The sequence below is a fragment of the Pseudomonas sp. HN2 genome, from assembly GCF_020736465.1.
Taxonomy (GTDB): Bacteria; Pseudomonadota; Gammaproteobacteria; order Pseudomonadales; family Pseudomonadaceae; genus Aquipseudomonas; species Aquipseudomonas moraviensis_A.
This window is the reverse complement of the sequence record NZ_CP085885.1, coordinates 4429084-4453777: the sequence shown is the minus strand read 5'-3', so window position 1 is coordinate 4453777 and position 24694 is coordinate 4429084. Positions and strand designations below refer to the sequence as shown.

Sequence of the window (24694 nt, the reverse complement as noted above, 5' to 3'; positions counted from 1 at the left end):
CATGGGCGCAGTGTAGCGATTTGCTGGCGGGCAATCTTGCGGAAAATGCAGCGCGCCCCAGCACGCGTTCGTCCGACAGGCCAAGCTTGTGTTGCCCGCTGTCGGACAATCTTGAATAATCCGCCAACTGAGAATTACTTGCAGATACTCATGACTCCTGTTTCCGCTGGCCAGCCACGCATCCTTTCCATTGAAGACGATCCGGTCCTCGGCGCCTATGTGCACGAGCATCTGGGCCGCAGCGGTTTTCAGGTGACCTGGTGCCAGAACGGCCAGGAAGGTCTCAATATTGCGCAGCGTCAGCCTTTCGACGTGGTGCTGATGGACATTCTGCTGCCCGGGCTTGATGGTCTGAAACTGTTGACGCAATTGCGCCAGAGCCACTCGACGCCGGTGTTGCTGATGTCCGCGCTGGGCGCCGAGGCCGATCGCATCAGCGGCTTCCGTCTCGGTGCCGATGATTACCTGCCCAAGCCGTTCAGCATGGCCGAGTTGCATGTGCGCATCGAAGCGATCCTGCGGCGAGTCGCACTGGATCGGCGCCCACCTGCGGTGGCCGCTGCTCAGGTCGGAGGCACCCTGCGTTTCGATGACCAACAGTGCGACGTGTTCTTCCGCGAGCAAGCGGCCGGGCTGACCCGCAGCGAATTCCGTTTGCTGGAAACCCTGCACCGCAACCACGAAGAAGTGCTGAGCAAAGCCTTCCTTTATCAGCACGTCCTGCAACGCGGTTTTGCTGCCCACGACCGCAGCCTCGATATGCACATCAGCCAGATCCGCCGCAAACTCAAAGCCATCGGTTACACCGAACGCGAAGTGCGCACGGTGTGGGGCAAAGGCTATGTCTTGAGCGGTGCCGATGAAACTGTCTGAGCTGCCAGGGCGGCATTCGCTGTTCTGGAAACTGGCGTGCCTGTTGGTAGCGTTCTGTCTGTTGATGATCTGGCTGAGCTGGTCGTGGGGGCGCTACATGGAGGAACGCAATCAGTTCCTTTCCAGTGAAGCGCGCAACACTCTCAGCCGGTATGCCACACAAGCCGAACAGGCGTGGCAGCGCGGCGGGCGCGATGGTGTCGATGACTGGTTGCGAAGCATGGAATTGCGCGAGGCCAGTTGGGTGGGGGTGATTGGCGCGGACCTGCAATCGCTGAGCAGCCGCCCGTTGAACGCGGCAGAAGTGCAGCACCTGACCTTTCTGCGTGGCCTCGACTGGCCGATCCACAAGAAGGGCCGGCCGTGGCTGCGGGTACCGTTTCCCCAGGATCCGGCCGCCGGCATTCTGGTCATCGAATTGCCCGAGCGCTTTGTCCCGGGCAAGTACCGGGTGTTCTGGCGCGTGATCACCAACGGCGTGATTCCCGGACTGTTCACCCTGTTGCTCTGCGTCGGCCTGTACCGCCTGCTGGTGGTGCCGCTGAACAACCTGCGCGAACAGGCCAACGCCTGGCGCGCCGACCAATTGAATGTGCGCCTGTCGAGCGGCATCACCCAGCGCCCGGATGAACTCGGTGAGCTGGCGCGGGCCTTCGATTCCATGTCCGAACGCCTGCAAACCACCGTCGCCCTGCAACAGCAATTGTTGCGCGACCTGTCGCATGAGTTGCGCACGCCGCTGAGCCGCTTGCGCGTGGCCAGCGAAAGCGAACAGGGCCTGCCGCAACTGCGCGAACGCATCGGCCGCGAGGTGGACGGCATGCAACGCCTGGTCGAAGACACCCTGCAACTGGCCTGGCTCGACACCGACCGCTCGCCATTGCCGGATGAAGCGATCCAGATTCAGGCACTGTGGGAAATGCTCACCGACAACGCCTGTTATGAAAGCGGCTGGCCGAGTCTGCAACTGCAATGCTCGGTCGAAGCATCGTGCTGGGTGCGCGGCAACCTCAACACTCTCGCGCAAGCGCTGGAAAACATTTTGCGCAATGCCATTCGTCACTCGCCCGACGGCGGGATTGTGCGGCTGGATGGCCGGCGCGATGGTGAGTATTGGCACTTGTGGCTGGAGGATCAGGGCGGCGGCGTGGCTGAAGAGGATCTGCAGCGGATCTTTTCGCCGTTCATTCGCCTGGACGGATCGCGGCCCGGGGATGGCGGGTTTGGGCTGGGGTTGAGCATTGCGCGTAACGCGGTGCAGCGCCAGGGCGGGTTGCTCTGGGCGGAAAATGCAGGGGCTGGGTTGCGGTTGAATTTGCGCTTGTTGGCGGATGATGGTGTTGCGCCGAATGACGCTATCGCGAGCAGGCTCACTCCTACAGTGGAATTGCGTACGCCGCAGATTATTTGAACAACATAAATCCCCTTGTAGGAGTGAGCCTGCTCGCGATGTAGTCCATTCGCGCTCCCAATCCCACTGACTTGCCGGAGCGCTCGTCTTTTTCTGTATGACATTTCCCAAGCTGCACCAGCGGTCATTTCAAGCTTCCTGAACGGTTTAGGCTCGTGCTTCACCAAACCTTCAAGGAATTGCGCATGAATGCATCCAGCCTTACCGGCAGCTCAGATGGCGATCGTTTCAATGAAGTGCTCGCGCTGATTCACAGTTCCAGACACAAGGCCATGCAAGCGGTCAATACTCACCTGATCGAGCTTTACTGGCAGGTGGGCGCGCATATCAGTCGCAAGATTGAGCGGGCGGAGTGGGGGGATTCGGTGGTCGGCCAATTGGCTGAGCATCTGGCCAAAACGCAACCGGGGCTGCGAGGCTTTACACGCTCCAACTTGTTTCGCATGCGCCAGTTTTATGAGCTTTATCACGCCGAAGAGAAAGTCGCACCACTGGTGCGACAATTGTCCTGGTCCCACAATTTGATCATTTTCAGCCAGTGCAAAAGGCCGGAAGAGCGCGAATTCTATGTACGAATGGCCGTTCGAGAAAAATGGTCAAAGCGCGAACTGGAGCGGCAACTTAAAGCCGCTCTGTTCGAGCGAACCATCGCCGATCCAGCGAAAGCCTCCGCCGCGCTCAAACAAACGCACCCGGCAGCGCTTGAGATATTCCGCGATTCCTACATGGTCGAATTTCTCGACCTGCCTTCTGCTCATTCTGAAACCGATCTGCACCAAGGGCTCCTGACAAGGCTAAAGGACTTCCTCATTGAGCTGGGTCGGGACTTCTGCTTTGTCGGCTCCGAATATCCGCTGCAAGTCGGCGGCCGGGATTTCGCTGTGGATCTTCTGTTCTTCCACCGGGGGCTTAATTGCCTGGTCGCGATTGAACTCAAGGTCGGGCGTTTCGAGCCAGAGTATTTGGGCAAGCTGGATTTCTATCTGGAGGCGCTGGATCGCAATGTCCGCAAGCCCCACGAAAATCCGGCGATCGGTGTGTTGCTCTGTGCCAGCAAAGAGGACGAGGTCGTCGAGTACGCCCTCAACCGCAGTCTTTCGCCCGCATTGATTGCGCAATATCAAACATGCTTGCCGGATAAACAGTTGCTGCAAGCCAAGCTCCATGAGTTTTACGCCTTGGATACAGCCCATATGGAAAACCCGACCAGTGATCCCTTATTCCCATAAACCATAAGCACCGCACTTTGCGTGATATGGCCTGCGCGGGTTTGCCGGTATGATAGGCGCCCCCGCACGTCTGGATTGCGAATACGCCATGACCCTGCAGTACCCAACCATCGCCGATTGCGTCGGCAACACGCCGCTGGTGCGTTTGCAGCGCCTGCCCGGCGCCACCAGCAACACCCTTTTGCTCAAGCTCGAAGGGAACAACCCGGCGGGTTCGGTCAAGGACCGGCCGGCGCTGTCGATGATCACCCGTGCCGAGCTGCGCGGGCAGATCAATCCCGGCGATACGCTGATCGAGGCGACCTCCGGCAACACCGGTATCGCTCTGGCGATGGCCGCTGCGATCAAGGGTTACAAGATGATCCTGATCATGCCGGACAACTCCAGCGCCGAGCGCAAAGCGGCGATGACCGCTTACGGCGCCGAGCTGATTCTGGTCACTCAGGAAGAGGGCATGGAAGGCGCCCGCGATCTGGCCCAGCGTATGGAAGCCGAAGGCCGTGGCAAGGTGCTCGACCAGTTCGCCAACGGCGACAACCCAGAAGCGCACTACACCACCACCGGTCCGGAAATCTGGCGTCAGACCCAAGGCAGCATCACCCATTTCGTCAGTTCGATGGGCACCACCGGGACCATCATGGGCGTGTCGCGCTACCTCAAAGAGCAGAGCGACAGCGTGCAGATCGTCGGCCTGCAACCGATGGAAGGCTCGGCTATTCCCGGCATCCGCCGCTGGCCGCAGGAATACCTGCCGAAGATCTATCAGGCTGACCGCGTCGATCGCATCGTCGACATGGCGCAAAGCGAAGCCGAAGACGTCACTCGTCGTCTGGCCCGCGAAGAAGGCATCTTCTGCGGCGTGTCCTCGGGCGGTGCGGTGGCAGCGATGCTGCGCCTGTCCAAAGAAGTTGAAAACGCGGTGATCGTCGCGATCATCTGCGACCGTGGCGACCGTTACCTGTCGACCGGCATTTTCGACGCGCCCAACTGATGGCCAAACACGAAAGAGGCCTGCGCTTCCAGCCCACGGGCGGCAGCAAGGCGCCGCAAATTCCGACCGGTAAAAAGCAGCGCTTGAGCATCGAGCGCCTGGCCAGTGACGGTCGCGGTATCGCGTTTTTCGAAGGCAAAACCTGGTTCGTCCTCGGCGCCCTTGCCGGTGAAGAGGTCGAAGCGCGGGTGCTTGGCGCCCACGGCAAAGTGGTCGAAGCGCGCACCGAGCGTGTGTTTACCGCAAGCGACTTGCGTCGTCCGGCAGCGTGCGCGCACTTCGGCCGCTGTGGCGGTTGCAGCGTCCAGCACTTGCCCCACGCCGAACAGCTCGCCCTGAAACAGCGCATGCTCGCCGAGCAATTGTCGCGAGTTGCCGGTGTCGAACCCGAAGAATGGGCAGCGCCGCTGACCGGCCCGGAATTCGGTTACCGTCGGCGCGCGCGCATCGCCGTGCGCTGGGACATGAAAGCGAAGAAGCTCGAAGTGGGTTTCCGCGCCGCCGGCAGTCAGGACATCGTTGCGATCAGCGAATGCCCGGTGCTGGTACAGCCCTTGCAACCGATCATGACCCGTTTGCCGGAGATGCTGCGGCGCCTGAGCAAGCCCCAGGCGCTGGGCCATGTCGAGTTGTTCAGCGGCTCATCTCTGGCGGTGTTGCTGCGGCACATGGCGCCTTTGTCCGAAGCGGATCTGACGATTCTCAAGGATTTCTGCCAGTTCCATCAGGCGCAGTTGTGGTTGCATGGCGAAGGTGAACCGCAACCGGTCGAGGCCGGTCAGAGCCTCGGTTATCGCCTGGAGCAGTGGGATCTCGAACTGGCGTACCGGCCGGGAGACTTTGTTCAGGTCAACGCCGGGGTCAACGAAGCGATGATCGCTCAGGCGCTGGAGTGGCTGCAGCCGACGGCTGACGAGCGCGTGCTCGATCTGTTCTGCGGGCTGGGCAATTTTGCCCTGCCGCTGGCCAAAAGCGTACGTGAAGTGGTGGCGGTAGAGGGCGTGCAGACCATGGTCGAGCGTGCCGCTGCGAATGCCCTCAGTAACAATTTGCATAACACAAAGTTTTTTCAAGCCGATTTATCCCAGCCTTTGACCGATGCTCAGTGGATCGGAAACGGCTTTTCTGCGGTACTCTTGGACCCACCGCGTGACGGTGCTTTCGAGGTGGTGCGCAAGCTCGCGACCCTGGGCGCCAGACGGTTGGTATACGTGTCGTGCAACCCGGCCACGCTGGCGCGCGATACGCAGGAATTGATCAAGCAGGGCTACCGGTTAAAACGTGCCGGGATTCTCGATATGTTTCCTCAGACGGCACATGTCGAGGCCATGGCGTTATTTGAAGCGAGCCAGGACGGCTCGTCTGAATCCGTCTGATCTGTCCGCGCAGCGCTCGCCTGAGCCCCGCGAGCGCGAACGGACACTGAGGATCAGCGATTTGACGCATTGAATCTGCGTCGTAGGGAAGGTAAAGCAGCATGGTACAGGTGAGAGCACACCAGCCGATCAACACCGACGGCAGTATCAATCTCGAGGCCTGGCTCGATCACGCGGTCAGTGTCGATCTGGCACTGGATCGCGAGGCCTTGAAAGAAGCCTGCGAGTTCGCTCGCGAGGCCGAACAACAGTCCAACGCCAGGAAGAACCTGTGGGCCGAAGGCTCCGGCAGTTTCAGCACTGGCCTTGAGATCGCCGAAATCCTTGCCGACCTCAAGCTCGATCAGGATTCACTGGTCGCCGCCGTGTTGTATCGCGGCGTGCGCGAAGGGCAGATCGAACTGGCGGCAGTCGGCCAGCGCTTCGGCCCGGTGGTGGCCAAACTGATCGACGGCGTGCAGCGCATGGCGGCCATCAGCGCCAGTCTCAGCCCACGGCAGTCGATGGTCATGGGCACCCAGGGGCAGGTCGAAAACCTGCGCAAGATGCTCGTGGCGATGGTCGATGACGTGCGCGTTGCGCTGATCAAACTGGCCGAACGCACCTGCGCCATTCGTGCGGTGAAAACCGCCGACGATGAAAAGCGCAACCGCGTCGCCCGGGAAGTCTTCGACATCTATGCGCCGCTCGCGCATCGTCTCGGCATCGGTCACATCAAATGGGAGCTGGAGGACTTGTCCTTCCGCTATCTCGAACCGGATCAATACAAGCAGATCGCCAAGTTGCTCCACGAGCGGCGGCTGGATCGCGAGCGCTTCATCAGCGACGTGATGACCCAGCTCAAGGACGAACTGCAGGCCACCGGCGTCGACGCCGACATCAGCGGCCGGGCCAAACACATCTACTCGATCTGGCGCAAAATGCAGCGCAAGGGCCTGGAATTCAGCCAGATCTACGACGTTCGCGCCGTGCGCGTGCTGGTGCCGGAAATGCGCGACTGCTACACCGCGCTCGGCATCGTCCACACTCTGTGGCGGCATATCCCGAAAGAATTCGACGACTACATCGCCAACCCGAAAGAGAACGGCTACCGCTCGCTGCACACGGCGGTGATCGGCCCGGAGGGCAAGGTCCTCGAGGTGCAGATCCGCACTCATTCGATGCACGAAGAAGCCGAACTTGGCGTCTGCGCGCACTGGCGCTACAAGGGCACCGACGTCAAATCCGGTTCAAACCATTACGAAGAGAAAATTTCCTGGCTGCGTCAGGTTCTCGAATGGCACGAAGAGCTCGGTGACATCGGCGGTCTGGCTGAACAGCTGCGCGTCGACATCGAGCCCGATCGGGTCTACATCTTCACGCCCGATGGTCACGCCATCGACTTGCCGAAAGGCGCGACGCCGCTGGATTTCGCCTACCGGGTGCACACGGAAATCGGCCACAACTGTCGCGGCGCGAAGATCAACGGCCGTATCGTGCCGCTGAACTACAGCCTGCAGACCGGCGAGCAGGTCGAGATCATCACCAGCAAGCACGGCACCCCGAGCCGCGACTGGCTGAACCCGAACCTCGGTTACGTGACCACCTCGAGGGCGCGGGCGAAGATCGTTCACTGGTTCAAGTTGCAGGCTCGCGATCAGAACGTTGCCGCTGGTAAAACCCTGATCGAGCGCGAACTCAATCGCCTTGGCCTGCCGGCGGTGGATTTCGACAAGCTGGCCGAAAAAGCCAACATGAAAACCGCCGAAGACATGTTCGCGGCCCTTGGGGCCGGCGACCTGCGTCAGGCGCATCTGGTCAACCTCGCGCAGCAACTGGTCGAGCCGGAGCGCGGCAACGAACAGTTGGAGCTGATCCCGCGCAAGGCTACTGGTTACAAGCCGGGCAAGCGCGGCGATATCCAGATTCAGGGCGTCGGCAACCTGATGACGCAGATGGCCGGCTGCTGCCAGCCGCTGCCGGGCGACGCGATCGTCGGTTACATCACCCAGGGCCGTGGCGTGAGCATTCACCGTCAGGACTGCGCCTCGGTGCTGCAACTGGGCGGGCGCGAGCCGGAGCGGATCATTCAGGTCAGCTGGGGCCCGGTGCCGGTGCTCACCTATCCGGTGGACATCATCATTCGCGCCTACGACCGTTCCGGGCTGCTGCGTGACGTCTCGCAGGTGCTGCTCAACGAGCGCATCAACGTGCTGGCGGTCAACACCCGCTCGAACAAGGAAGACAACACCGCACTGATGTCGCTGACCATCGAGATCCCCGGTCTGGATGCGCTCGGGCGGCTGCTGGGGCGGATTTCGCAATTGCCGAACATCATTGAAACGCGGCGTAACCGAACTCCGTGATGCAATTGATTGTTCCCTGTGGGAGCGAGCCTGCTCGTGAAGAGGGCGTGTCAGTCGACATCTTTGTTGCAGACACGCCGCTTTCGCGAGCAGGCTCGCTCCCACATGGGATTTGTGGTGAGCCAGATAAATGAAGTACACCCTCGAAGACCTGCTCCATCTGATGTCCCGTCTGCGCGATCCGCAGTTCGGTTGTCCGTGGGACATCAAGCAAACCTACGCGACCATCGTCCCGCACACCCTCGAAGAAGCCTATGAAGTGGCCGATGCCATCGAACGCGGCGATCTCGATCATTTGCAGGGCGAGTTGGGTGATCTGTTGTTTCAGGTGGTGTATTACAGCCAGTTGGCCAAGGAAGAAGGGCGGTTCGAATTCGCCGGAGTGATCGACAGCATCACGCGCAAACTGATTCGTCGTCATCCCCACGTATTCCCCACCGGCGACCTGTACGCGCCGCTTGACGTGCCGCGCTTGAGCGAAGAGCAGGTCAAGCAGCGCTGGGAAGAGATCAAGGCCGAAGAGCGCGCCGAAAAATCCGCGGCGCCCGAGCAGTTGTCGCTGCTCGACGATGTGCCGGCCACGTTGCCGGCACTGTCGCGCTCAGCCAAGTTGCAGAAGCGCGCCGGGCAGGTCGGTTTCGACTGGCCGGACGCCTTGCCGGTGCTCGACAAGGTCCGCGAAGAGCTCGATGAAGTGCTCGAAGCCATGTCCGAAAACGATCCGGTGGCGGTGGCCGACGAGATCGGCGACCTGCTGTTTTCCGTGGTCAATCTGGCCCGGCATCTGAAGGTCGATCCGGAAACCGCCTTGCGCGGCGCCAACGGCAAGTTTGAAAGACGTTTCCGTTTTATCGAACAGGCATTGCGCGACACCCACCGTCCCATGGAAGATTGCACCCTCGAAGAGTTGGACGCCCTGTGGGGCGAAGCCAAACGCCAGGAAAAGAATGAGCCCAGCTGCGGCTGAGCCGTTGCCCAAGTGAGTAAGCATTGATGAGCCTTTCCCTTCGCGACCAGTTGCTCAAAGCAGGCCTGGTCAATCAAAAGCAGGCCAAGCAGGTCAGCAAAGACAAGCAGAAGCAACAGCGTCTGGCCCACAAAGGCCAGGCCGAGCTGGATGATTCGCAGCAGCGCGCCGCCCAGGAAGCCATGGCCGAGAAGGTCAAGCGCGACCAGGAGCTGAACCGTCAGCAGCAGGAGAAGGCCGAGGCCAAGGCCCGCGCCGCACAGGTCAAGCAGTTGATCGAGGTCTCGCGTCTGCCCAAGCTGACCACCGAGGACTACTACAACTTCGTCGACGACAAGAAGGTCAAGCGCATCTCGGTCAACACGCTGATGCGCAACAAGCTCAGCAGCGGCTCGCTGGCGATCGTGCACCACAACGGCGGCTATGAAGTGATTCCCCGTGAAGCGGCACTCAAGATCCAGGAGCGCGACCCGCAGCGCATCGTCCAGCTCAACGTGCAGACCGAAGAGGTCAACGCCGAGGACGATCCGTACGCGGCTTATCAGATCCCTGACGATCTGATGTGGTAAGCGATTGTGGCGAGGGAGCTTGCTCCCGCTGGGGCGCGAAGCGGCCCCGCTCTTTATCCTGAGAGCAGGGCCTGCTGCGCAGTCCAGCGGGAGCAAGCTCCCTCGCCACAATGTGCAATGTTTGCCTGATCAGGCGGACTTCAGTTCTCTTTGCTGTTCCTGCATTTCCAGTTCGGCCTTGTAGTTGTGGGCATCGATCTCGTTGTGGAACATGCCGACCAGCAAGTCTTGTTGATGCACGTCCCAGATACGGATACCGGCGGCCAAGCCTTCGTGGGACATGTGTGAATCGTCGCGTTCAGTTACTTTTACAGTCATCTGCTAGCTCCAGATCTCAAGTTGCTGCACCAAGGCGTGTGCAGGACTCCGTTATAGGATTTGTTAGCCAGCTAAGTAAACCGCCGATTGGCGCAAGGTGTTGTTGCGGATTTCGCAACAGTGCTGCAGCCCGCGTAAACCGCGACATTCGGTCGCAGGGTGATTGGTTTCATGACGAATCTTTCATCTCCAGCGCACCGCGAAACCCTGTAGGAGTGAGCCTGCTCGCGATAGCGGAGTGTCAGTCACAGAAGATGTTGGCTGATCCAGCGCTATCGCGAGCAGGCTCACTCCTACAAAGGATTTTTGTCGGCTCGGAGATTCCATAGACCAAAAAAAACGCCCCGAACCAGTCGGGGCGTTTTCATGTGTGGCTCGGCAGCGAGGACTTACTTGCCTTCCCAGCGCTTCAGCACCAGCGTGGCGTTGGTGCCGCCGAAGCCGAAGCTGTTGCTCATCACAGTGTTGATGGTGGCGTTCTCGCGGGTCTTGGTCAGCACAGGCAGATCGGCCACTTCCGGGTCCAGCTCGTCGATGTTGGCGGAGCCGGCAATGAAGTTGCCTTCCATCATCAGCATGCAGTAGATCGCTTCGTGCACGCCGGCAGCGCCCAGGGAGTGACCGGACAGGCTCTTGGTCGAGCTGATCGCTGGAGCCTTGTCGCCGAACACTTCACGCACACCTTTCATTTCCGCGACGTCGCCGACCGGAGTCGAAGTGCCGTGGGTGTTCAGGTAGTCGATCGGGGTGTCGACGGTGGACAGCGCCTGCTGCATGCAGCGGATTGCGCCTTCACCGCTCGGGGCAACCATGTCGTAGCCGTCGGACGTTGCGCCGTAGCCAACGATCTCTGCGTAGATTTTCGCGCCGCGGGCCAGAGCGTGTTCCAGCTCTTCGACGACAACCATGCCGCCGCCGCCAGCGATGACGAAACCGTCACGGTCCTTGTCGTAGGCGCGGGAAGCTTGTTCCGGGGTGTCATTGCGCTTGCTGGACAGGGCGCCCATGGCGTCGAACAGGAAAGACTGGCTCCAGTGCTCTTCTTCACCGCCACCGGCGAAGACGATGTCCTGCTTGCCCATCTGGATCTGTTCCATGGCGGTACCGATGCAGTGAGCACTGGTGGCGCAGGCAGACGCGATGGAGTAGTTCAGGCCCTTGATCTTGAATGGCGTGGCCAGGCAGGCGGAAACGGTGCTGCTCATGGTCCGCGTGACGCGGTACGGGCCGACGCGTTTCACGCCTTTCTCACGGAGGATGTCCAGCGCTTCCATCTGGTTCAGCGTGGAGGCACCGCCGGAGCCGGCGATCAGGCCGGTGCGCGGGTTGGACACCTGCTCTTCGGTCAGGCCGGAGTCAGTGATGGCGTCTTTCATGGCCAGGTAGGCATAAGCCGCTGCATGGCCGACGAAGCGATAGATCTTGCGATCGATCAGCTCTTCAAGGTTGAGGTCGATGGAGCCGGAAACCTGGCTACGCAGACCCATTTCAGCATATTCCGGGTTGAACCGGATGCCAGGGCGGCTTGCACGCAGGTTAGCGGAGACGGTCTCTTTGTCATTGCCCAGGCACGAAACGATGCCCAGACCAGTGATAACGACGCGGCGCATGCGAATAACCCTTAGAAGTTGTCAGTGGAGGTGAACACGCCGACGCGCAGGCCTTCGGCGGTGTAGATTTCGCGTCCGTCGACACTCACCGAACCATCGGCGATGGCCATGTTCAGCTTGCCCTTGAGGACGCGTTTGATATGAATGTTGTAAGTGACTTTCTTGGCGGTCGGCAGCACCTGACCGAAGAATTTCACCTCGCCCGAACCCAGCGCACGGCCGCGGCCCGGCAGGCCTTGCCAGCCCAGGAAGAAGCCGACCAGTTGCCACATGGCATCCAGACCCAGGCAGCCCGGCATCACCGGATCGCCTTCGAAATGGCAGGCGAAGAACCACAGGTCAGGGTTGATATCCAGTTCGGCGACCAATTCACCTTTGCCGTACTTGCCGCCTTCTTCGCTGATATGGGTGATGCGATCCACCATCAGCATGTTCGGGGCGGGCAGTTGCGCGTTACCTGGGCCGAACAGCTCACCGCGACTGCAGCGCAGCAGGTCTTCCCGAGTAAAGGCGTTTTGTTTGGTCATGCGAGCTCCTCAATAATCCCATGCGGCAGGTGGGGCAGATCTTCCCGACCGTTCGAAGCGTTCATGCCTCGAACCGGCAGCCTACTCATAGACTATTGCGTTGTGGTGAAAGTCACAGCACCAAGGACATGAATGTACACTTGTGCACTGAAATTTTTAATCAAGCCCCTTTTGGGGCTCGTTCGGGTGCCTAAGACTGCCGCACTTTCGCTTTTCACGCCAGTCGCAGATGGTCGAAAGGCCCACACTACGACACCCAGCGCTGCAAAATCTGCTGCAGGTCATTGCGTTTGAACGGCTTGGCCAGGTAATCGTTCATACCCGCCGCCAGACAGGTTTCGCGGTCGCCCTGCAAGGCATTGGCAGTCAGCGCGATGATCGGCACATCGCGGCGTCCGGGCAGGCCGCGAATCTGTCGCGTGGCCTCGTAGCCGTCGATGACCGGCAGGCGGCAATCCATCAGAATCACTTCGAATTCGCCGTCCCCGGCGCTGCGCACCGCTTGCGCGCCATCGGTCGCCACGCTGACGGCAAAACCCAGACTGCGCAGCATCGCTTCGATCACGGTCTGGTTGACCGGGTTGTCTTCTACCAGCAACACATGACGCCCGTCGCCCTGACCGCTGCCGTTCAGCGCACGCGGCGCGGCCAGCGCCGGCATTGCCTGCTTATAAAGCGCCAATGGAATTTCCAGCGTGAACACCGAACCGCGTCCTTCCTCACTCTGCGCGCGCAAGGTGCCGCCCATGCGTTCGGCGAGCGTGCGCGCGATCGGCAGACCCAGGCCGGTGCCGCCGTAACGGCGAGAGATCGAGCTGTCGGCCTGCTGGAAGGCATTGAACATCAGCTCCAGACTCTGCGATGAAATGCCGATGCCGCTGTCGCGCACCGAGCAGGTGAACCACAGCAGTTCATGATCCAGCGATTGCCATTGCGCCTCGATGCTGACCCGGCCCTGCTCGGTGAACTTCAAGGCATTGCCGACCAGATTGACCAGAATCTGCCGGATCCGCGTCGGATCGCCCTGCACCTGCAAACCGCGCATGTCGTCGGGAATGCGCAGATTCAGCGCCAGGCCTCGCTGCACCGCACTGTGCTGGAACGATTGCGCGCAGGCGCCGATCAGCTCGGCGAGGTTGAACGGAATGTGCTCAAGCTCCAGCTCCGAACGCTCGATTCGCGAGAAGTCGAGAATGTCGTTGATGACCTTGAGCAAATGCTCGGTCGACTCCGAAGCGAGAGCGGCGTATTCCACCTGCTCGTCGGTCATCTCGGTGGTTTCGAGCAACTGCAGCATGCCCAGCACGCCGTTCATGGGGGTGCGCAGTTCGTGGCTCATCATCGCCAGGAAATCCGATTTGGCGTTGTTGGCCTTTTCCGCTTCTTCGCGGGTCTGGATCAGTTGCGCCATCGCCTGTTGCTGTTCGCGGCTGGCCTGTTCCAGCGCCTGGGCGAGGTTGTTGATGTGCTGCGACAGCGCGCCCAGTTCGGTGTCGTCGACGATCGGCAGCGGGGTTTTGTAGTCGCCTTCCTGAATCGCCTTGACTGCGTCGCCGATGTCGCGGATCGGTTGCGACAGACTGCCGGCCAGACGCCGGGCGACGACGAAGGTGAAGAGCAGGGCAAACAGCGCGAGAATCCCGGCCTTGAAAAGGATCTCCTGCTGGCGCTGACTGAAAGCGTCGTTGGACAGGCCGACGATCACCCGCCCCAGATAATCCTCGCCCGCGGCGCTGTTGCTGACTTTGCCGTCCTGGAAAAAATCATTGTGCAAAGCGATCCGCTGCAGGCGCACCGGGGCCTGGAACACTTCGACCTGATGGGGGCGGCTGTGGCTGTCGGCCGGTTGTTCGACATACACCAGAATCCGGTTGGCGCTGTCCTGCACTTCGAGAAAACGCACATTGGGCGTGGCCAGTGTCGCTTTGAGCAGGCTTTCCAGCACTTCGTTGTTGCCCGAAATCACCCCGTATTCCGTGGCCGGGGCCAGTTGGTTGGCGATCAACTGGCCGGTGTGGTTCAGCTCCTGACGCAAATCCTGGATGCGCACGAAGGTAAAGAAGCTGATCAGCAGCAACGTCAGCAACAGCGCCGGGCCGAGGCTGATCAGCTGCGTGCGGGTGTTGATGTCCCAACGGCGACGGAAATTCATGGGCGACGCTCTCCTTCGGCCAAGGCACTGGCGACAGATGCTTCATTCAACGGTTCGATGCCTAGGGAACGAGCCACCTGCGCATTACTTGAGACTTTGAAACGATCGGGATAGAGCGCCCGCGGCCATGCGCTGGTCGGCTGATCGAGCAAATGGTCGAGGATCGCCAGCCAGTCGCTTTGATCGCTGTAGGTACTGGCGAGACTGCCAGCGCGAACGAATGCAATGTTGGGGCCGATCAGCGCAACCTGCCGCGAGTAGCTGCTGAGCAACAGATTCTTTGCAGTTTGTGAGTTGTACAGATCGGGGTCGTCGAGACCGAGCAATACGTCGCTGTTTTTCAGCACGGCTTGCAACGGACGGCTGTCGTGGGTGTTGTCCCAGCGCTGGCTGACGATGTCCAGATTCAAGGACCGGGCAGCCACGCGCAGTTCGTCGAGAAGGAATTCGCCGTGCTCATCGAACAGCACGCCGACGCGCCGGGCCTGGGGCAGAATTCGCCGGATCAGTTGCAGTTGTCGGCTCAGCGGCGGGTCGCTCCACAGCAGACTCAGGCGCGCCGGGTGGGCATCGGCGAAACGCTGGCGCGCCTGCAAGCGGCTGATGCGCAACACCAGGGTCGACGGGCCTTGCGCGTCCTGCAGGCGCCAGTCGAGGCTCGGCAGATCGAGCAGGATCAGGCGCAGGCTGGCCGGCAGTTTGCCCGGCGCCGGCAGGCTCGCCAGCGGCTGAAACCGCACGTTGTCGGTCGGGCGCAGTTCACTCAATGCTTGGACGAACGCCTGCACGCCGGGGCTTTCCTCGGCGCCGGTCAGGAGAATGTCGGCGGCCTGCACCGCGACCCCGTGCAGCCACGCGGTCAAGAACAGGCAGAGCCCCGCCAGCCAGTGGCCAAGGGTTGGCGTCTTCCGTGACGAGCCGTTGCGCATCCTAGAACTCCAGCTCGGCGCTGAAATACATCACCCGGCGTTCGTCATAATTGTTATCGACGAAGGTGTTCGGCTGATGGTCGAGACGCCGTTGCAGCACGCCCGCCAGTTGCAGCTGCGCTTTGCCAATGGCGATGCGTTTGGCGATGCGTGTGTCGACGCGTTCGAAGCGATAGCCGTTGAGCGCGTTGTCACCGTAATAGAAGAGGGCGCTGTTCCAGCCATGGCCCCAACTGCGCAGCCAACCGGCGGAACCGCTGTTGCGCGAGGTGAACTGCTGATCCAGCGGATTGCTCGCCTCGGCGTCGACGAAGGCGTAGGTGAAGCGCAAACGGTCGGCGCTGCTGAGGCGCCAGTCGAGTTGCGTTTCCGTGCCGCGAAAGCGCGAACTGTTGGCGTTGCTGGCGATGTACTGATTGTTGCGCAGCGGCTCGCTGATCATCCCGGTGATTTCGTCGTAGAACAGCTTCACGTCTACGGCCAGTCCGAGTTCGGCGAAATAGCCGTTGTAGCCCAATTCCCGCGAGCGCATGTGCTCCTGATCGAGATCGCCGGGGCCGCGGGTCTTGACGAAATAGCGCGCCGACGACTGGCCATACGCCGAAGGTCGCAGGTTGCTGACCTGATAGCTCCAGTTGACGTTGTTCTCGAACATGTCCGGCGAACGGATCGCCTCCGAGTACACCGCGCGCAGGCCGTGACGCGGGTTGATCAGGTAGTTGACCGCGAAGCGCGGGGTCAGCGAACTGCCGATCAGTTGCGTGTCTTCGAACATCGCACCGCCCTGCACCAGCCAGTGCTCGGTAGCGCGCCATTCCAGTTGGCCGAAGGCGCGCCAGGTGGTGTCGTCGAGGGTACCGTTGAAGTAGGTCTCGGAGTCGGCGCGGTCGTAGCGGTAGTTGAGGCCGCTGACCAGACGCAGGCTGTCGGACAGGCTGAGGGTGTCTTGCAGTTCGAGGTCGTAACGCGACTCGCGGGCGCTCTGATCGATGTCGCCGCACAGGGTTCTGCTCGCGCCGTTACGCCATTGTTCGAGCACCTGATTGGCCAGGGCCATTTCCTCTGGCGTGCCGGGTGCCGCGCCGGGGCCGGTGAACTGGCTGATGTTGCGCGCCAGGCGTTCGGTGTAATTCGGGTTGAGCTGCCACAATTGCGTCAGTTCAGGACTGAACGACACCTCGGCATCGCAGGCGCGCCAGACTTGCTGGCGGTCCCAATGCTGCGCCGAGCCTTGCACGTAAAGGCTGTGTTCCGGGTTGATATCGAGGTTCCAGCGCACCGAGCCGGCGTAATCCTTAGCGACCACGTCGGAATTGTTCCCGGCGTCGGTAATCCCGGAGAACACCGGGCGGTAGGTATAGGGCCGTTGATTGCTGCCGTCCTTGGCGTTGAGCTGCCAGTCGAGGCTTTGTCCTTCATTGAGGTCGTGACTGATCGCCAGACTCAGACGATTCAAGCGCCGACTGTCACGGTAATCGGCGCCGTTGCGGTCGCTGTCGAAACCGTCATCTTCCTGGCCGGACAGCGACAGGCGCAAATCGCCGCCATCCCAACCGGTGCCCTGGCTGGCATAAAAGTCGTTGATGCCGCGCTGGCCGCGAGTGATTTTCAGGCGCGTGCCGTGACTGTCCGCCGGGTGGCGAGTGATGATGTTGATCACCGCCATCAATGCGTTGGCGCCGTAGCTGACGGTGTTCGGGCCGCGAAACACCTCGATCCGCTCGATGTCTTCCATGGCCACTGGAATATCGCTCCAGTCCACCGTCGCCAGACCGGCGCGGTACACCGAACGGCCATCGATCAGCACCTGCATGCGTCGTGCTTCGCTGGCGTTGGTGCCGTGGTAATTCACCGCCGGCTGATTGCCGTTGATGTTGCCGACCATCATCCCCGGCACCAGCCGCAACAGTTCGCTGATATCGCGGGCACCGCTGGCAGTGATCAATTCGTTGTCGAGGACGGTCATGCTCCCGGGCACTTCTGCCGGCGTCTGCTTCAGCCGCGTGGCCGTGAGCACCGGCGGCAGCGTCTGGCTGTCGACGAACAGGTCGTCCGCCAGCACCAGCGGGCTGAACAGCAGTGCCAGTAGCAGGGGCGAGCGCGGGGGAGGAGGGCCAGAAAACACGACACAGCCTGTAGAGAGAAGAATTGGCGCGCATGTTAACCGAGGGCGGCGACTTTTCCAGTGACGTTACAGGCATTTTCCTAGGCTTTATTGGTCTTCTTCCTACAAATGTCGGTAATTGTTGCTGGGGCTGGCCGCCACCGGGGCGCCCCGTATAATGCCCGGCATCGCCACTGGTATGGATTAACGGATTGCATATGACTGAACAGCGCCCGATTGCGGTCCTGGGAGGCGGAAGTTTTGGTACCGCCGTGGCCAATCTGCTGGCCGAGAACGGCCATCAAGTCCTTCAGTGGATGCGTGACCCCGAGCAGGCCGAGGCCATCCGGGTCAATCGCGAAAACCCACGCTACCTCAAAGGCATCAAGATTCTGCCGGGGGTGAGCGCCGTCACCGACCTGCAGGCCACCCTTGACGCCTGCGATCTGTGCTTTGTCGCGCTGCCCTCCAGCGCCTTGCGCACGGTGCTTGCGGCCCACGCCCAGCGCTTGAGCGGCAAGATGCTGGTCAGCCTGACCAAAGGCATTGAAGCGCAGACCTTCAAACTGATGAGCCAGATCCTCGAAGAGATCGCCCCGCAGGCGCGGATCGGCGTGTTGTCGGGGCCGAACCTGGCGCGGGAAATCGCCGAACATGCATTGACCGCCACAGTGGTCGCCAGCGAAGACGAAGAGCTGTGCAAACAGGTGCAAGCCGCGCTGCACGGGCGCACCTTCCGCGTTTACGCCAGCGCCGACCGGTTCGGTGTCGAACTGGGCGGGGCGTTGAAAAACGTTTACGCGATCATCGCCGGCATGGCGGTGGCGCTGGAGATGGGCGAGAACACCAAGAGCATGCTGATCACTCGCGCCTTGGCCGAGATGACCCGCTTCGCTGTGAATCAAGGCGCCAACCCGATGACCTTTCTCGGCCTGGCCGGGGTCGGCGATCTGATCGTGACGTGTTCGTCGCCCAAGAGCCGCAACTATCAGGTCGGTTTCGCCCTTGGTCAGGGCTTGAGCCTCGACGAAGCGGTGTCGCGTCTCGGCGAAGTCGCCGAAGGGGTCAATACCCTCAAAGTGCTCAAGGCCAAGTCCCAGGAAGTCGGTGTGTACATGCCGCTGGTCGCCGGGCTGCACGCAATCCTGTTCGAAGGACGCACGCTGGAGCAGGTGATCGGTCTACTGATGCGTGCCGAGCCGAAAACCGACGTCGACTTTATTTCCACCAGCGGTTTCAACTGATTCAGCTGTTACACGGACAGGAAGCAAGCCATGAACGATCCGAAAACCGAAACCCAGTACGAATCCATTCTCCTGCGGGTGTTGTGGATGATCGTTTATCTGCTGGTCTGGCAAGTCGCGCAATTCATCCTCGGCGCGGTGGTACTGGTGCAACTGATCTACCGTTTGATCTACGGCGCACCGAGCGCCAGCCTGATGAATTTTGGCGACAGCCTCAGCCAGTTCCTCGCGCAGATCGGCCGCTTCGGCACGTTCCACAGTGACCAGAAGCCCTGGCCGTTCGCCGACTGGCCAGCGCCGCGCACCCCGGAAGGGGAAACGCCGCACACCGTCGCCCCGGCCGCGCATCCGGTGCGCGATGAGGAGCCAAAACTATGAAACTCTGGGTATTGCGTCACGGTGAGGCGGTGCCTCACGGCTCGAAAATCGATTCCGAACGTGAGCTGACCGAGCACGGCCGCAAGGAAGCCCTGACGAGCGCGGCGCATCTGATGGGCCAGCCGCTGACCGCGATTTACGCCAGCCCTTATCTGCGCGCGCAGCAGACTGCGCAAATCGTTCGTGAGGTACTCGGCTTCGAGCCGGAGATTCGCACGGTCGACTGGCTGACGCCGGATACTGATCCCGACAAGGTGGCCGAGCAATTGGTTGCGGTGAGCAATGTACTGCTGGTCAGCCACAACCCGTTGGTGGGCAATCTGCTCAGCTATTTGCAACATGGCGCCGGGCATCCACCGGAGCGAGTCAGTACAGCGGGACTGGCGGAGCTCGAACACAGTGAACTGCTGATTGGCTCAATGAAGCTCAATAGCCTTAAGCACCCTTAAAAGCAAAGATCGCAGCCTTCGGCAGCTCCTACATTGGAATGCATACCCCTGCAGGAGCTGCCGAAGGCTGCGATCTCTTCATCTTGTCTCTTTTGGTAAAAAATTCAACCAAGCACTTGCTTGGTTGACTACGCTTGCTCCAGACCCAAAAAAACAGGAGCGAGTCGCATGTCTGCCGCCTTCCGTTTACCGCTGGACGTGTTCTACGAACGGGAAGCCCGGCACCCGCGCCAGCGCTTTCTGGTGCAGCCCATCGGTGGCGGCCAGGTCGAGACGCTGAGCTGGGCGGACGTCGGCCATCAGGCACGCTGCGCTGCCCACTGGCTACGGGCGCGGGAACTGCCGCCCGGCAGCCACATCGCCCTGATCTCGAAAAACTGCGCGCACTGGATCATCGCCGACCTGGCGATCTGGATGGCCGGGCATGTCTCGGTGCCGCTGTATCCCAACCTCACCGCGGAATCCGTGACGCAGGTGCTGACCCACTCGGAAAGTGCGCTGGCGTTCATCGGCAAGCTCGATGACTGGGCAGGCATGTCCCAAGGCGTGCCGGCGGGTTTGCCGACCATCAGCCTGCCGCTGCATCCGCCGGGCGAATTCGATTTCAGTTGGGCGGACCTGCAAAACTGTTCGCCGATCCAGGACGATCCGCGTCCGGCCGCCGAGCAACTGGCGACGATCATCTACACCTCCGGCACCACCGGCCTGCCCAAAGGCGTGATGCACAGTTTCGCCAATCTCGGTTTCGCCACCAGTCGGGGCACGCAGCTGTTCGGGCTCAACGAGAACGATCGGCTGCTGTCGTACTTGCCGCTGTGTCACGTCGCCGAGCGCATGTTTGTCGAACTGGCGTCGATCTACACCGGGCAGACGGTTTTTTTCGCCGAAAGCCTCGACACCTTTATTACCGATCTGCAGCGCGCGCGGCCGACGGCCATGTTTGGCGTGCCGCGTATCTGGACCAAATTCCAGATGGGGGTGTACAGCAAGATCCCGGCGCAGCGTCTGGACTTTCTCCTCGGGCTGCCCTTCATCGGCAAGCGGGTCGGGCATAAAGTGCTGGCCGGGCTTGGCCTGGATGCCTTGCGCGTGGCGTTGTCCGGTGCCGCGCCAGTGCCACAGACCTTGCTTGCCTGGTATCAGAAACTCGGCCTCGATGTGCTGGAGGTCTACGGCATGACCGAGGGCTGCGGTTATTCGCATATCTGCCTCCCCGGGCAATACAAGCAGGGCTGGATTGGTCAGCCGTGCCCGGAAGTGGAAGTGCGCATCGATGAATCGGGCGAAGTGCAGGTGCGCAGCCAGGCCAACATGCTCGGTTATTTCAAGGAGCCGCAGAAGACCGCCGAGACTTTGACCGCCGACGGTTTTCTGCGCACCGGCGACAAGGGCGAGCAGGACAGTGAAGGGCGCCTGCGCCTGACCGGGCGTCTCAAGGAAATCTTCAAGACCAGCAAAGGCAAATACGTCGCGCCGGCGCCGATCGAAAACCGTCTGGCCGTGCATTCGCGCATTGAACAAGTGTGCGTGGTCGGCGATGGCCTGAGTGCGCCACTGGGGTTGTGCGTGCTGTCGACGGTCAATCAGCAGGAGCCCCGAGCGAACCTGCACGCGAGCCTGGAAAAGCTCCTGGAAGAGGTCAACGCCGCCCTCGACAAACACGAACGCCTGCGCCGGCTGGTGGTGGTCAAGGACAACTGGGCGGTGGACAACGGCTTCCTCACGCCGACCCTGAAAATCAAACGCAATGTCATTGAAGACCGCTACGGCGCGCGCTTCGAAGAATGGAGCGCGCGCAGTGAGGCGGTGCTGTGGCAGGATTGAGCGTCGACTACAACAACAAAGGAAGTCTGCGATGAGCTTGTGGCGTACTGCACCCGACATCGAACAGTTGAACGCAATCCAGAAGAACACCATTGGCGAAGTGCTGGACATTCGCTTCGAAGCCTTCGACGAACAATCGCTGACCGCGAGCATGGTCATCGACCATCGCACCCATCAGCCCTACGGTCTGCTGCATGGCGGCGCATCGGTGGTGCTGGCGGAAACCGTCGGCTCGATGGCCAGTTATCTGTGCATCGATGCCAGCAAGTTCTATTGCGTCGGCCTGGAGATCAACGCCAACCACTTGCGTGGCTTGCGGAGCGGGCGAGTGACCGCGGTGGCCACGCCGATCCACATTGGCCGCACCACACACGTCTGGGACATCCGCCTGACCAGCGATGAAGGCAAGGCCAGTTGCGTATCGCGCCTGACCATGGCGGTGGTGCCGCTGGGGGAACAGCCACCATTGCGCTGACAATTATCGAGTTGCGTCAGGGCCAGCCCTCTTCCAGAGGGAGAGGGGGCCGACCGTGTGGTTTCGGCGATCGTCGTAGACCTTAGAGATCTGCGTGTTCCAGAGTGAGTTCTGATCGGCGGTTTCGCTCCGACCTTCAGAATTGAATTATCCCCGATCAGTCCCTTTCCCCCCTCGCCCCCTTTGGGGGAGAGGGGGAAGCAGTCTCGCTGACACACATCAGCCTGACCAGACTGTCATCATTCCTGGCACTTACAGTCATTGCTGCGGCGCCGGGTCTTGCGGACAATCAACGCCACGTTTCTCGCCCAGTGGATTTGCCCGCATGTCGCAACCGATCTTTTTCGCCCACGCCAACGGTTTCCCTTCGGGGACCTATGGCAAGTTGTTCGCGGCGCTGGCGCCGGAGTACCGGGTCGCGCATCTGGAGCAGCATGCCCATGACCCGCGTTTTCCGGCGGACGACAACTGGTACAACCTCGTCGATGAGCTGATCCATCACCTGGAACAGCAGGAGCAGCCGGTGTGGGGCGTCGGGCATTCCTTTGGCGGTCTGCTGCACCTGCACGCAGCGTTGCGCTGTCCCGAGCTGTACCGGGGCGTGGTGATGCTCGATTCGCCGGTGCTGACCCGCACCGATCAGTGGGTGATTCGCGCGGCCAAGCGCTTTGGTTTCATCGATAAGCTGACCCCGGCCGGGCGCACGCTCGGGCGCCGTGAAGAATTCGCCGATCTGGACAGCGCGCGCAGTTACTTTGCCGGCAAAACCCTTTTTCGTGGCTTCGACCCGGAATGCTTCGACGCCTACCTGCAACACGGTTTGCATCAGGTCGACGACAAACTGCGTCTGCGTTTTGATCCCGCCACGGAGATCAGCATTTATCGCGGCGTGCCGCACACCAGCCCCGGGCGTACCCGGCAATTGCAGGTGCCACTGGCCATGGTGCGCGGGCACAAGAGCCGCGTGGTCATGCGTCATCACACACGCTTCGTTTCGCGTCTGCCGCAAGGCGAGGCGCTGAGCATGCCCGGCGGGCACATGTTTCCGCTGGAGCGCCCGCAGGACACGGCACGGTTGCTCAAGAGCCTGTTCATGCGCTGGGAACAGCGACAGAGCAAGGATTGCGCATGAGCCCGACCTGCGAAGAAGTACGCCTGAACCTGCCGCACATCGAGCTGGCCGCGCACTTGTTCGGCCCTGACGACGGCTTGCCGGTGATCGCGCTGCACGGCTGGCTCGACAACGCCAACAGCTTTGCCCGGCTGGCGCCGATGCTCAAAGGCCTGCGCATCGTCGCGCTGGACATGGCCGGGCATGGCCATTCCGGGCATCGGCCGAACGGCGCCGGTTATGCCCTGTGGGACTACGCCCACGATGTGCTGCAAGTCGCCGAACAACTGGGCTGGAAGCGTTTCGGCCTGCTCGGGCATTCGATGGGCGCGATCGTCTCGATGGTCCTCGCCGGTTCGCTGCCGGAGCGCATCAGTCATCTGGCGCTCATCGATGGGGTGATTCCTCCTACAGACAAAGGAGAAAACGCCGCCGAGCGCATGGGCATGGCCCTGCAGGCGCAACTCGATCTGCGGGAAAAGCGCAAACCGGTCTACACCACCCTCGAGCGTGCCATCGAGGCGCGGATGAAAGGCCTGGTGGCGGTCAGTCGCGAAGCCGCTGAACTGTTGGCCCAACGCGGCTTGATGCCGGTGCCCGGCGGTTACACCTGGCGCACCGACAATCGCCTGACGCTGCCATCGCCGCTGCGCCTGACCGAGGAACAGGCGATGGCATTCGCTCTGCGCGTCAGCTGTCCGGCCCATCTGGTGGTCGCGGCGGATGGCATGCTGGCCAGGCATCCCGAGCTGCTGCAGCGTCTACCGTTCAGTCACGAACAGTTGCCGGGCGGGCATCATCTGCACCTGAATGACCAGGCTGGCGCAGGTCTTGTAGCAGACTGTTTCAATCGCTTCTTCGCCATGCCTTGACTTGCTGCGGGCAACTGCCGAGGCTGGGCGGGTTGAAATGGGAGACAAACTCGATGGATTTCTATACCGCTGCGACCCCGACCCGCCCAGCCTTGACCGTCCGGTGAGCCTGACTATGCGGTCACTCAGTCTTTTCGCGCTGGGCTGCTTCAGCTCCTTATCGTTCGCCGCCGATGTGCCGGGCAGCCATGATCTGCAAATCGTGCCGCGTCTGGCCGACGCGCAGATCGTCGACTATCGCCCGGCCGCCGAGCTGGAGCGCATCTATCCGCTGGGCTCGATCCGCAAGATCAGCGGCCAGTTGCGTTTCGACGGGCAGATCACCGCCCGCGGCCAGACCACCTCGGTGACCTACGAATTGCCGCCGGAACATTCCGCTACCGAAGCCTTCACCGCCGCCCGCGAAGCCCTGCAAAAGCAGGACGCCGAGCTGCTGTTCTGGTGTCAGGCCCGCGATTGCGGCGAAAGCAGCCTGTGGGCCAACGAGGTGTTCGGCAACGCCAAGTTGTACGGTTCCGATGAGCAGCAGGCCTATCTGTTGCTCAGGCTGGCGGCGCCAAAGGACAACACGTTGGTGGCGCTCTACAGCATCACGCGCGGCAATCGCAAAGCCTATCTGCATGTCGAGCAGTTCGAGGCGACTGCGCCATTGGGCGAGTTGCTGCCAACCTCAGCGACCCTGTTGCGGCAGTTGAAAAGCACTGGCGAACTGGATTTCCCGAAACTCGCCGATGACCCGGATGCTACCTGGCTGCGCCTGATTTCCCGTGGGCTGAATCTCGATACGACCTTGCGGGTCACGGTTTCCGGGCCCAGGGCCGAAGCCTGGCGCCAGGCGTTGATCACTCAGGGCGTGCGGGCGGCGAGGTTGGAAACCGGCAATCTCGAAGGCTCTGGCCTGCGCATCGACCTGTTGCGATAAGCTGTGCCCGGCGAGCAT

General features: G+C 61.3%; 22 protein-coding genes. 16 read left to right on the top strand and 6 right to left on the bottom strand.

Annotated features, from left to right (window positions below):
- Window positions 1-150 precede the first annotated feature (150 nt).
- The 8 genes from LIS66_RS19665 to LIS66_RS19630 all read left to right on the top strand — a co-directional run bounded on the left by LIS66_RS19665 (window position 151) and on the right by LIS66_RS19630 (window position 9761).
- Window positions 151-873, top strand: a complete 723-nt coding sequence (locus LIS66_RS19665; protein ID WP_065616797.1) for a response regulator transcription factor — start codon at window positions 151-153, stop codon at window positions 871-873.
- Window positions 860-2284, top strand: a complete 1425-nt coding sequence (locus LIS66_RS19660; RefSeq protein WP_227972862.1) for a sensor histidine kinase — start codon at window positions 860-862, stop codon at window positions 2282-2284. The genes LIS66_RS19665 and LIS66_RS19660 overlap by 14 nt, the downstream gene beginning before the upstream one ends.
- A 185-nt stretch (window positions 2285-2469) precedes the next feature.
- Window positions 2470-3513 carry a PDDEXK nuclease domain-containing protein gene (locus LIS66_RS19655; RefSeq protein WP_227972861.1) on the top strand — a complete coding sequence of 348 codons (1044 nt, stop codon included), beginning with the start codon at window positions 2470-2472 and terminating at the stop codon, window positions 3511-3513.
- A gap of 88 nt (window positions 3514-3601) precedes the next feature.
- Entirely contained in the window at window positions 3602-4504 is a 903-nt protein-coding gene (gene cysM, locus LIS66_RS19650) for a cysteine synthase CysM (protein ID WP_039757833.1), read from the top strand.
- Window positions 4504-5880 (top strand): 23S rRNA (uracil(1939)-C(5))-methyltransferase RlmD, encoded by a 1377-nt coding sequence (gene rlmD / locus LIS66_RS19645; RefSeq protein WP_227972860.1) that lies wholly within the window; start codon window positions 4504-4506, stop codon window positions 5878-5880. Before cysM ends, rlmD begins: the two co-directional genes overlap by 1 nt.
- Window positions 5881-5981: 101 nt before the next feature.
- Entirely contained in the window at window positions 5982-8225 is a 2244-nt protein-coding gene (gene relA, locus LIS66_RS19640; protein ID WP_064364824.1) for a GTP diphosphokinase, read from the top strand.
- Window positions 8226-8355: 130 nt separating this feature from the next.
- Window positions 8356-9192 carry a nucleoside triphosphate pyrophosphohydrolase gene (gene mazG, locus LIS66_RS19635; protein WP_227972859.1) on the top strand — a complete coding sequence of 279 codons (837 nt, stop codon included), beginning with the start codon at window positions 8356-8358 and terminating at the stop codon, window positions 9190-9192.
- Window positions 9193-9218: 26 nt separating this feature from the next.
- The gene (locus LIS66_RS19630) at window positions 9219-9761 is read left to right on the top strand and encodes a DUF2058 domain-containing protein (RefSeq protein WP_016773645.1); all 543 of its coding nucleotides are present in this window, start codon (window positions 9219-9221) and stop codon (window positions 9759-9761) included.
- A gap of 129 nt (window positions 9762-9890) precedes the next feature.
- Here the strand turns inward: LIS66_RS19630 and LIS66_RS19625 are convergent, their stop codons facing one another.
- The 6 genes from LIS66_RS19625 to LIS66_RS19600 form a co-directional block, all read right to left on the bottom strand.
- Window positions 9891-10079, bottom strand: a complete 189-nt coding sequence (locus LIS66_RS19625; RefSeq protein ID WP_042607160.1) for a hypothetical protein — start codon at window positions 10077-10079, stop codon at window positions 9891-9893.
- A 389-nt stretch (window positions 10080-10468) separates the two neighbouring features.
- A complete protein-coding gene (fabB, locus tag LIS66_RS19620; protein ID WP_016773647.1) occupies window positions 10469-11689 on the bottom strand; it encodes a beta-ketoacyl-ACP synthase I in 1221 nt (406 codons plus the stop codon).
- A gap of 11 nt (window positions 11690-11700) precedes the next feature.
- Window positions 11701-12216 carry a 3-hydroxyacyl-[acyl-carrier-protein] dehydratase FabA gene (gene fabA / locus LIS66_RS19615; RefSeq protein WP_024013962.1) on the bottom strand — a complete coding sequence of 172 codons (516 nt, stop codon included), beginning with the start codon at window positions 12214-12216 and terminating at the stop codon, window positions 11701-11703.
- Window positions 12217-12463: 247 nt separating this feature from the next.
- Window positions 12464-14368 carry an ATP-binding protein gene (locus tag LIS66_RS19610; protein WP_227972858.1) on the bottom strand — a complete coding sequence of 635 codons (1905 nt, stop codon included), beginning with the start codon at window positions 14366-14368 and terminating at the stop codon, window positions 12464-12466.
- Window positions 14365-15297, bottom strand: coding sequence for an ABC transporter substrate-binding protein (locus tag LIS66_RS19605; protein ID WP_065616801.1), 933 nt, complete (start codon window positions 15295-15297; stop codon window positions 14365-14367). Before LIS66_RS19605 ends, LIS66_RS19610 begins: the two co-directional genes overlap by 4 nt.
- Before the next feature lies 1 nt (window position 15298).
- Window positions 15299-17422, bottom strand: a complete 2124-nt coding sequence (locus tag LIS66_RS19600; protein WP_227972857.1) for a TonB-dependent receptor plug domain-containing protein — start codon at window positions 17420-17422, stop codon at window positions 15299-15301.
- Window positions 17423-17619: 197 nt separating this feature from the next.
- On the opposite strand from LIS66_RS19600, the gene LIS66_RS19595 reads away from it, so the two are divergent.
- From LIS66_RS19595 to LIS66_RS19560, 8 genes are all read left to right on the top strand, one after another.
- Entirely contained in the window at window positions 17620-18645 is a 1026-nt protein-coding gene (locus tag LIS66_RS19595) for an NAD(P)H-dependent glycerol-3-phosphate dehydrogenase (RefSeq protein ID WP_042607156.1), read from the top strand.
- Window positions 18646-18675: 30 nt separating this feature from the next.
- Window positions 18676-19023, top strand: coding sequence for a DUF4389 domain-containing protein (locus LIS66_RS19590; protein ID WP_083352189.1), 348 nt, complete (start codon window positions 18676-18678; stop codon window positions 19021-19023).
- On the top strand, window positions 19020-19472 hold the full coding sequence (gene sixA, locus LIS66_RS19585; protein ID WP_042607154.1) for a phosphohistidine phosphatase SixA: 453 nt from the start codon (window positions 19020-19022) through the stop codon (window positions 19470-19472). Before LIS66_RS19590 ends, sixA begins: the two co-directional genes overlap by 4 nt.
- 168 nt (window positions 19473-19640) lie before the next feature.
- Window positions 19641-21296, top strand: coding sequence for an AMP-binding protein (locus LIS66_RS19580; RefSeq protein ID WP_227972856.1), 1656 nt, complete (start codon window positions 19641-19643; stop codon window positions 21294-21296).
- A gap of 31 nt (window positions 21297-21327) precedes the next feature.
- On the top strand, window positions 21328-21771 hold the full coding sequence (locus tag LIS66_RS19575; protein ID WP_042607152.1) for a hotdog fold thioesterase: 444 nt from the start codon (window positions 21328-21330) through the stop codon (window positions 21769-21771).
- Window positions 21772-22096: 325 nt separating this feature from the next.
- A complete protein-coding gene (locus tag LIS66_RS19570) occupies window positions 22097-22903 on the top strand; it encodes an alpha/beta fold hydrolase (RefSeq protein WP_227972855.1) in 807 nt (268 codons plus the stop codon).
- Window positions 22900-23754, top strand: a complete 855-nt coding sequence (locus tag LIS66_RS19565; protein WP_227972854.1) for an alpha/beta hydrolase — start codon at window positions 22900-22902, stop codon at window positions 23752-23754. Before LIS66_RS19570 ends, LIS66_RS19565 begins: the two co-directional genes overlap by 4 nt.
- A 115-nt stretch (window positions 23755-23869) precedes the next feature.
- Entirely contained in the window at window positions 23870-24676 is an 807-nt protein-coding gene (locus LIS66_RS19560; protein WP_042607149.1) for a DUF4892 domain-containing protein, read from the top strand.
- Window positions 24677-24694: the final 18 nt, after the last annotated feature.

Bases quoted from the DNA above. Each gene is read 5' to 3' on its own strand.
- LIS66_RS19665 (WP_065616797.1), top strand. From the start codon at position 151: ATGACTCCTGTTTCCGCTGGCCAGCCACGCATCCTTTCCATTGAAGAC.
- LIS66_RS19660 (WP_227972862.1), top strand. From the start codon at position 860: ATGAAACTGTCTGAGCTGCCAGGGCGGCATTCGCTGTTCTGGAAACTG.
- LIS66_RS19655 (WP_227972861.1), top strand. From the start codon at position 2,470: ATGAATGCATCCAGCCTTACCGGCAGCTCAGATGGCGATCGTTTCAAT.
- cysM (WP_039757833.1), top strand. From the start codon at position 3,602: ATGACCCTGCAGTACCCAACCATCGCCGATTGCGTCGGCAACACGCCG.
- rlmD (WP_227972860.1), top strand. From the start codon at position 4,504: ATGGCCAAACACGAAAGAGGCCTGCGCTTCCAGCCCACGGGCGGCAGC.
- relA (WP_064364824.1), top strand. From the start codon at position 5,982: ATGGTACAGGTGAGAGCACACCAGCCGATCAACACCGACGGCAGTATC.
- mazG (WP_227972859.1), top strand. From the start codon at position 8,356: ATGAAGTACACCCTCGAAGACCTGCTCCATCTGATGTCCCGTCTGCGC.
- LIS66_RS19630 (WP_016773645.1), top strand. From the start codon at position 9,219: ATGAGCCTTTCCCTTCGCGACCAGTTGCTCAAAGCAGGCCTGGTCAAT.
- LIS66_RS19625 (WP_042607160.1), bottom strand. From the start codon at position 10,079: ATGACTGTAAAAGTAACTGAACGCGACGATTCACACATGTCCCACGAA.
- fabB (WP_016773647.1), bottom strand. From the start codon at position 11,689: ATGCGCCGCGTCGTTATCACTGGTCTGGGCATCGTTTCGTGCCTGGGC.
- fabA (WP_024013962.1), bottom strand. From the start codon at position 12,216: ATGACCAAACAAAACGCCTTTACTCGGGAAGACCTGCTGCGCTGCAGT.
- LIS66_RS19610 (WP_227972858.1), bottom strand. From the start codon at position 14,368: ATGAATTTCCGTCGCCGTTGGGACATCAACACCCGCACGCAGCTGATC.
- LIS66_RS19605 (WP_065616801.1), bottom strand. From the start codon at position 15,297: ATGCGCAACGGCTCGTCACGGAAGACGCCAACCCTTGGCCACTGGCTG.
- LIS66_RS19595 (WP_042607156.1), top strand. From the start codon at position 17,620: ATGACTGAACAGCGCCCGATTGCGGTCCTGGGAGGCGGAAGTTTTGGT.
- LIS66_RS19590 (WP_083352189.1), top strand. From the start codon at position 18,676: ATGAACGATCCGAAAACCGAAACCCAGTACGAATCCATTCTCCTGCGG.
- sixA (WP_042607154.1), top strand. From the start codon at position 19,020: ATGAAACTCTGGGTATTGCGTCACGGTGAGGCGGTGCCTCACGGCTCG.
- LIS66_RS19580 (WP_227972856.1), top strand. From the start codon at position 19,641: ATGTCTGCCGCCTTCCGTTTACCGCTGGACGTGTTCTACGAACGGGAA.
- LIS66_RS19575 (WP_042607152.1), top strand. From the start codon at position 21,328: ATGAGCTTGTGGCGTACTGCACCCGACATCGAACAGTTGAACGCAATC.
- LIS66_RS19570 (WP_227972855.1), top strand. From the start codon at position 22,097: ATGTCGCAACCGATCTTTTTCGCCCACGCCAACGGTTTCCCTTCGGGG.
- LIS66_RS19565 (WP_227972854.1), top strand. From the start codon at position 22,900: ATGAGCCCGACCTGCGAAGAAGTACGCCTGAACCTGCCGCACATCGAG.
- LIS66_RS19560 (WP_042607149.1), top strand. From the start codon at position 23,870: ATGCGGTCACTCAGTCTTTTCGCGCTGGGCTGCTTCAGCTCCTTATCG.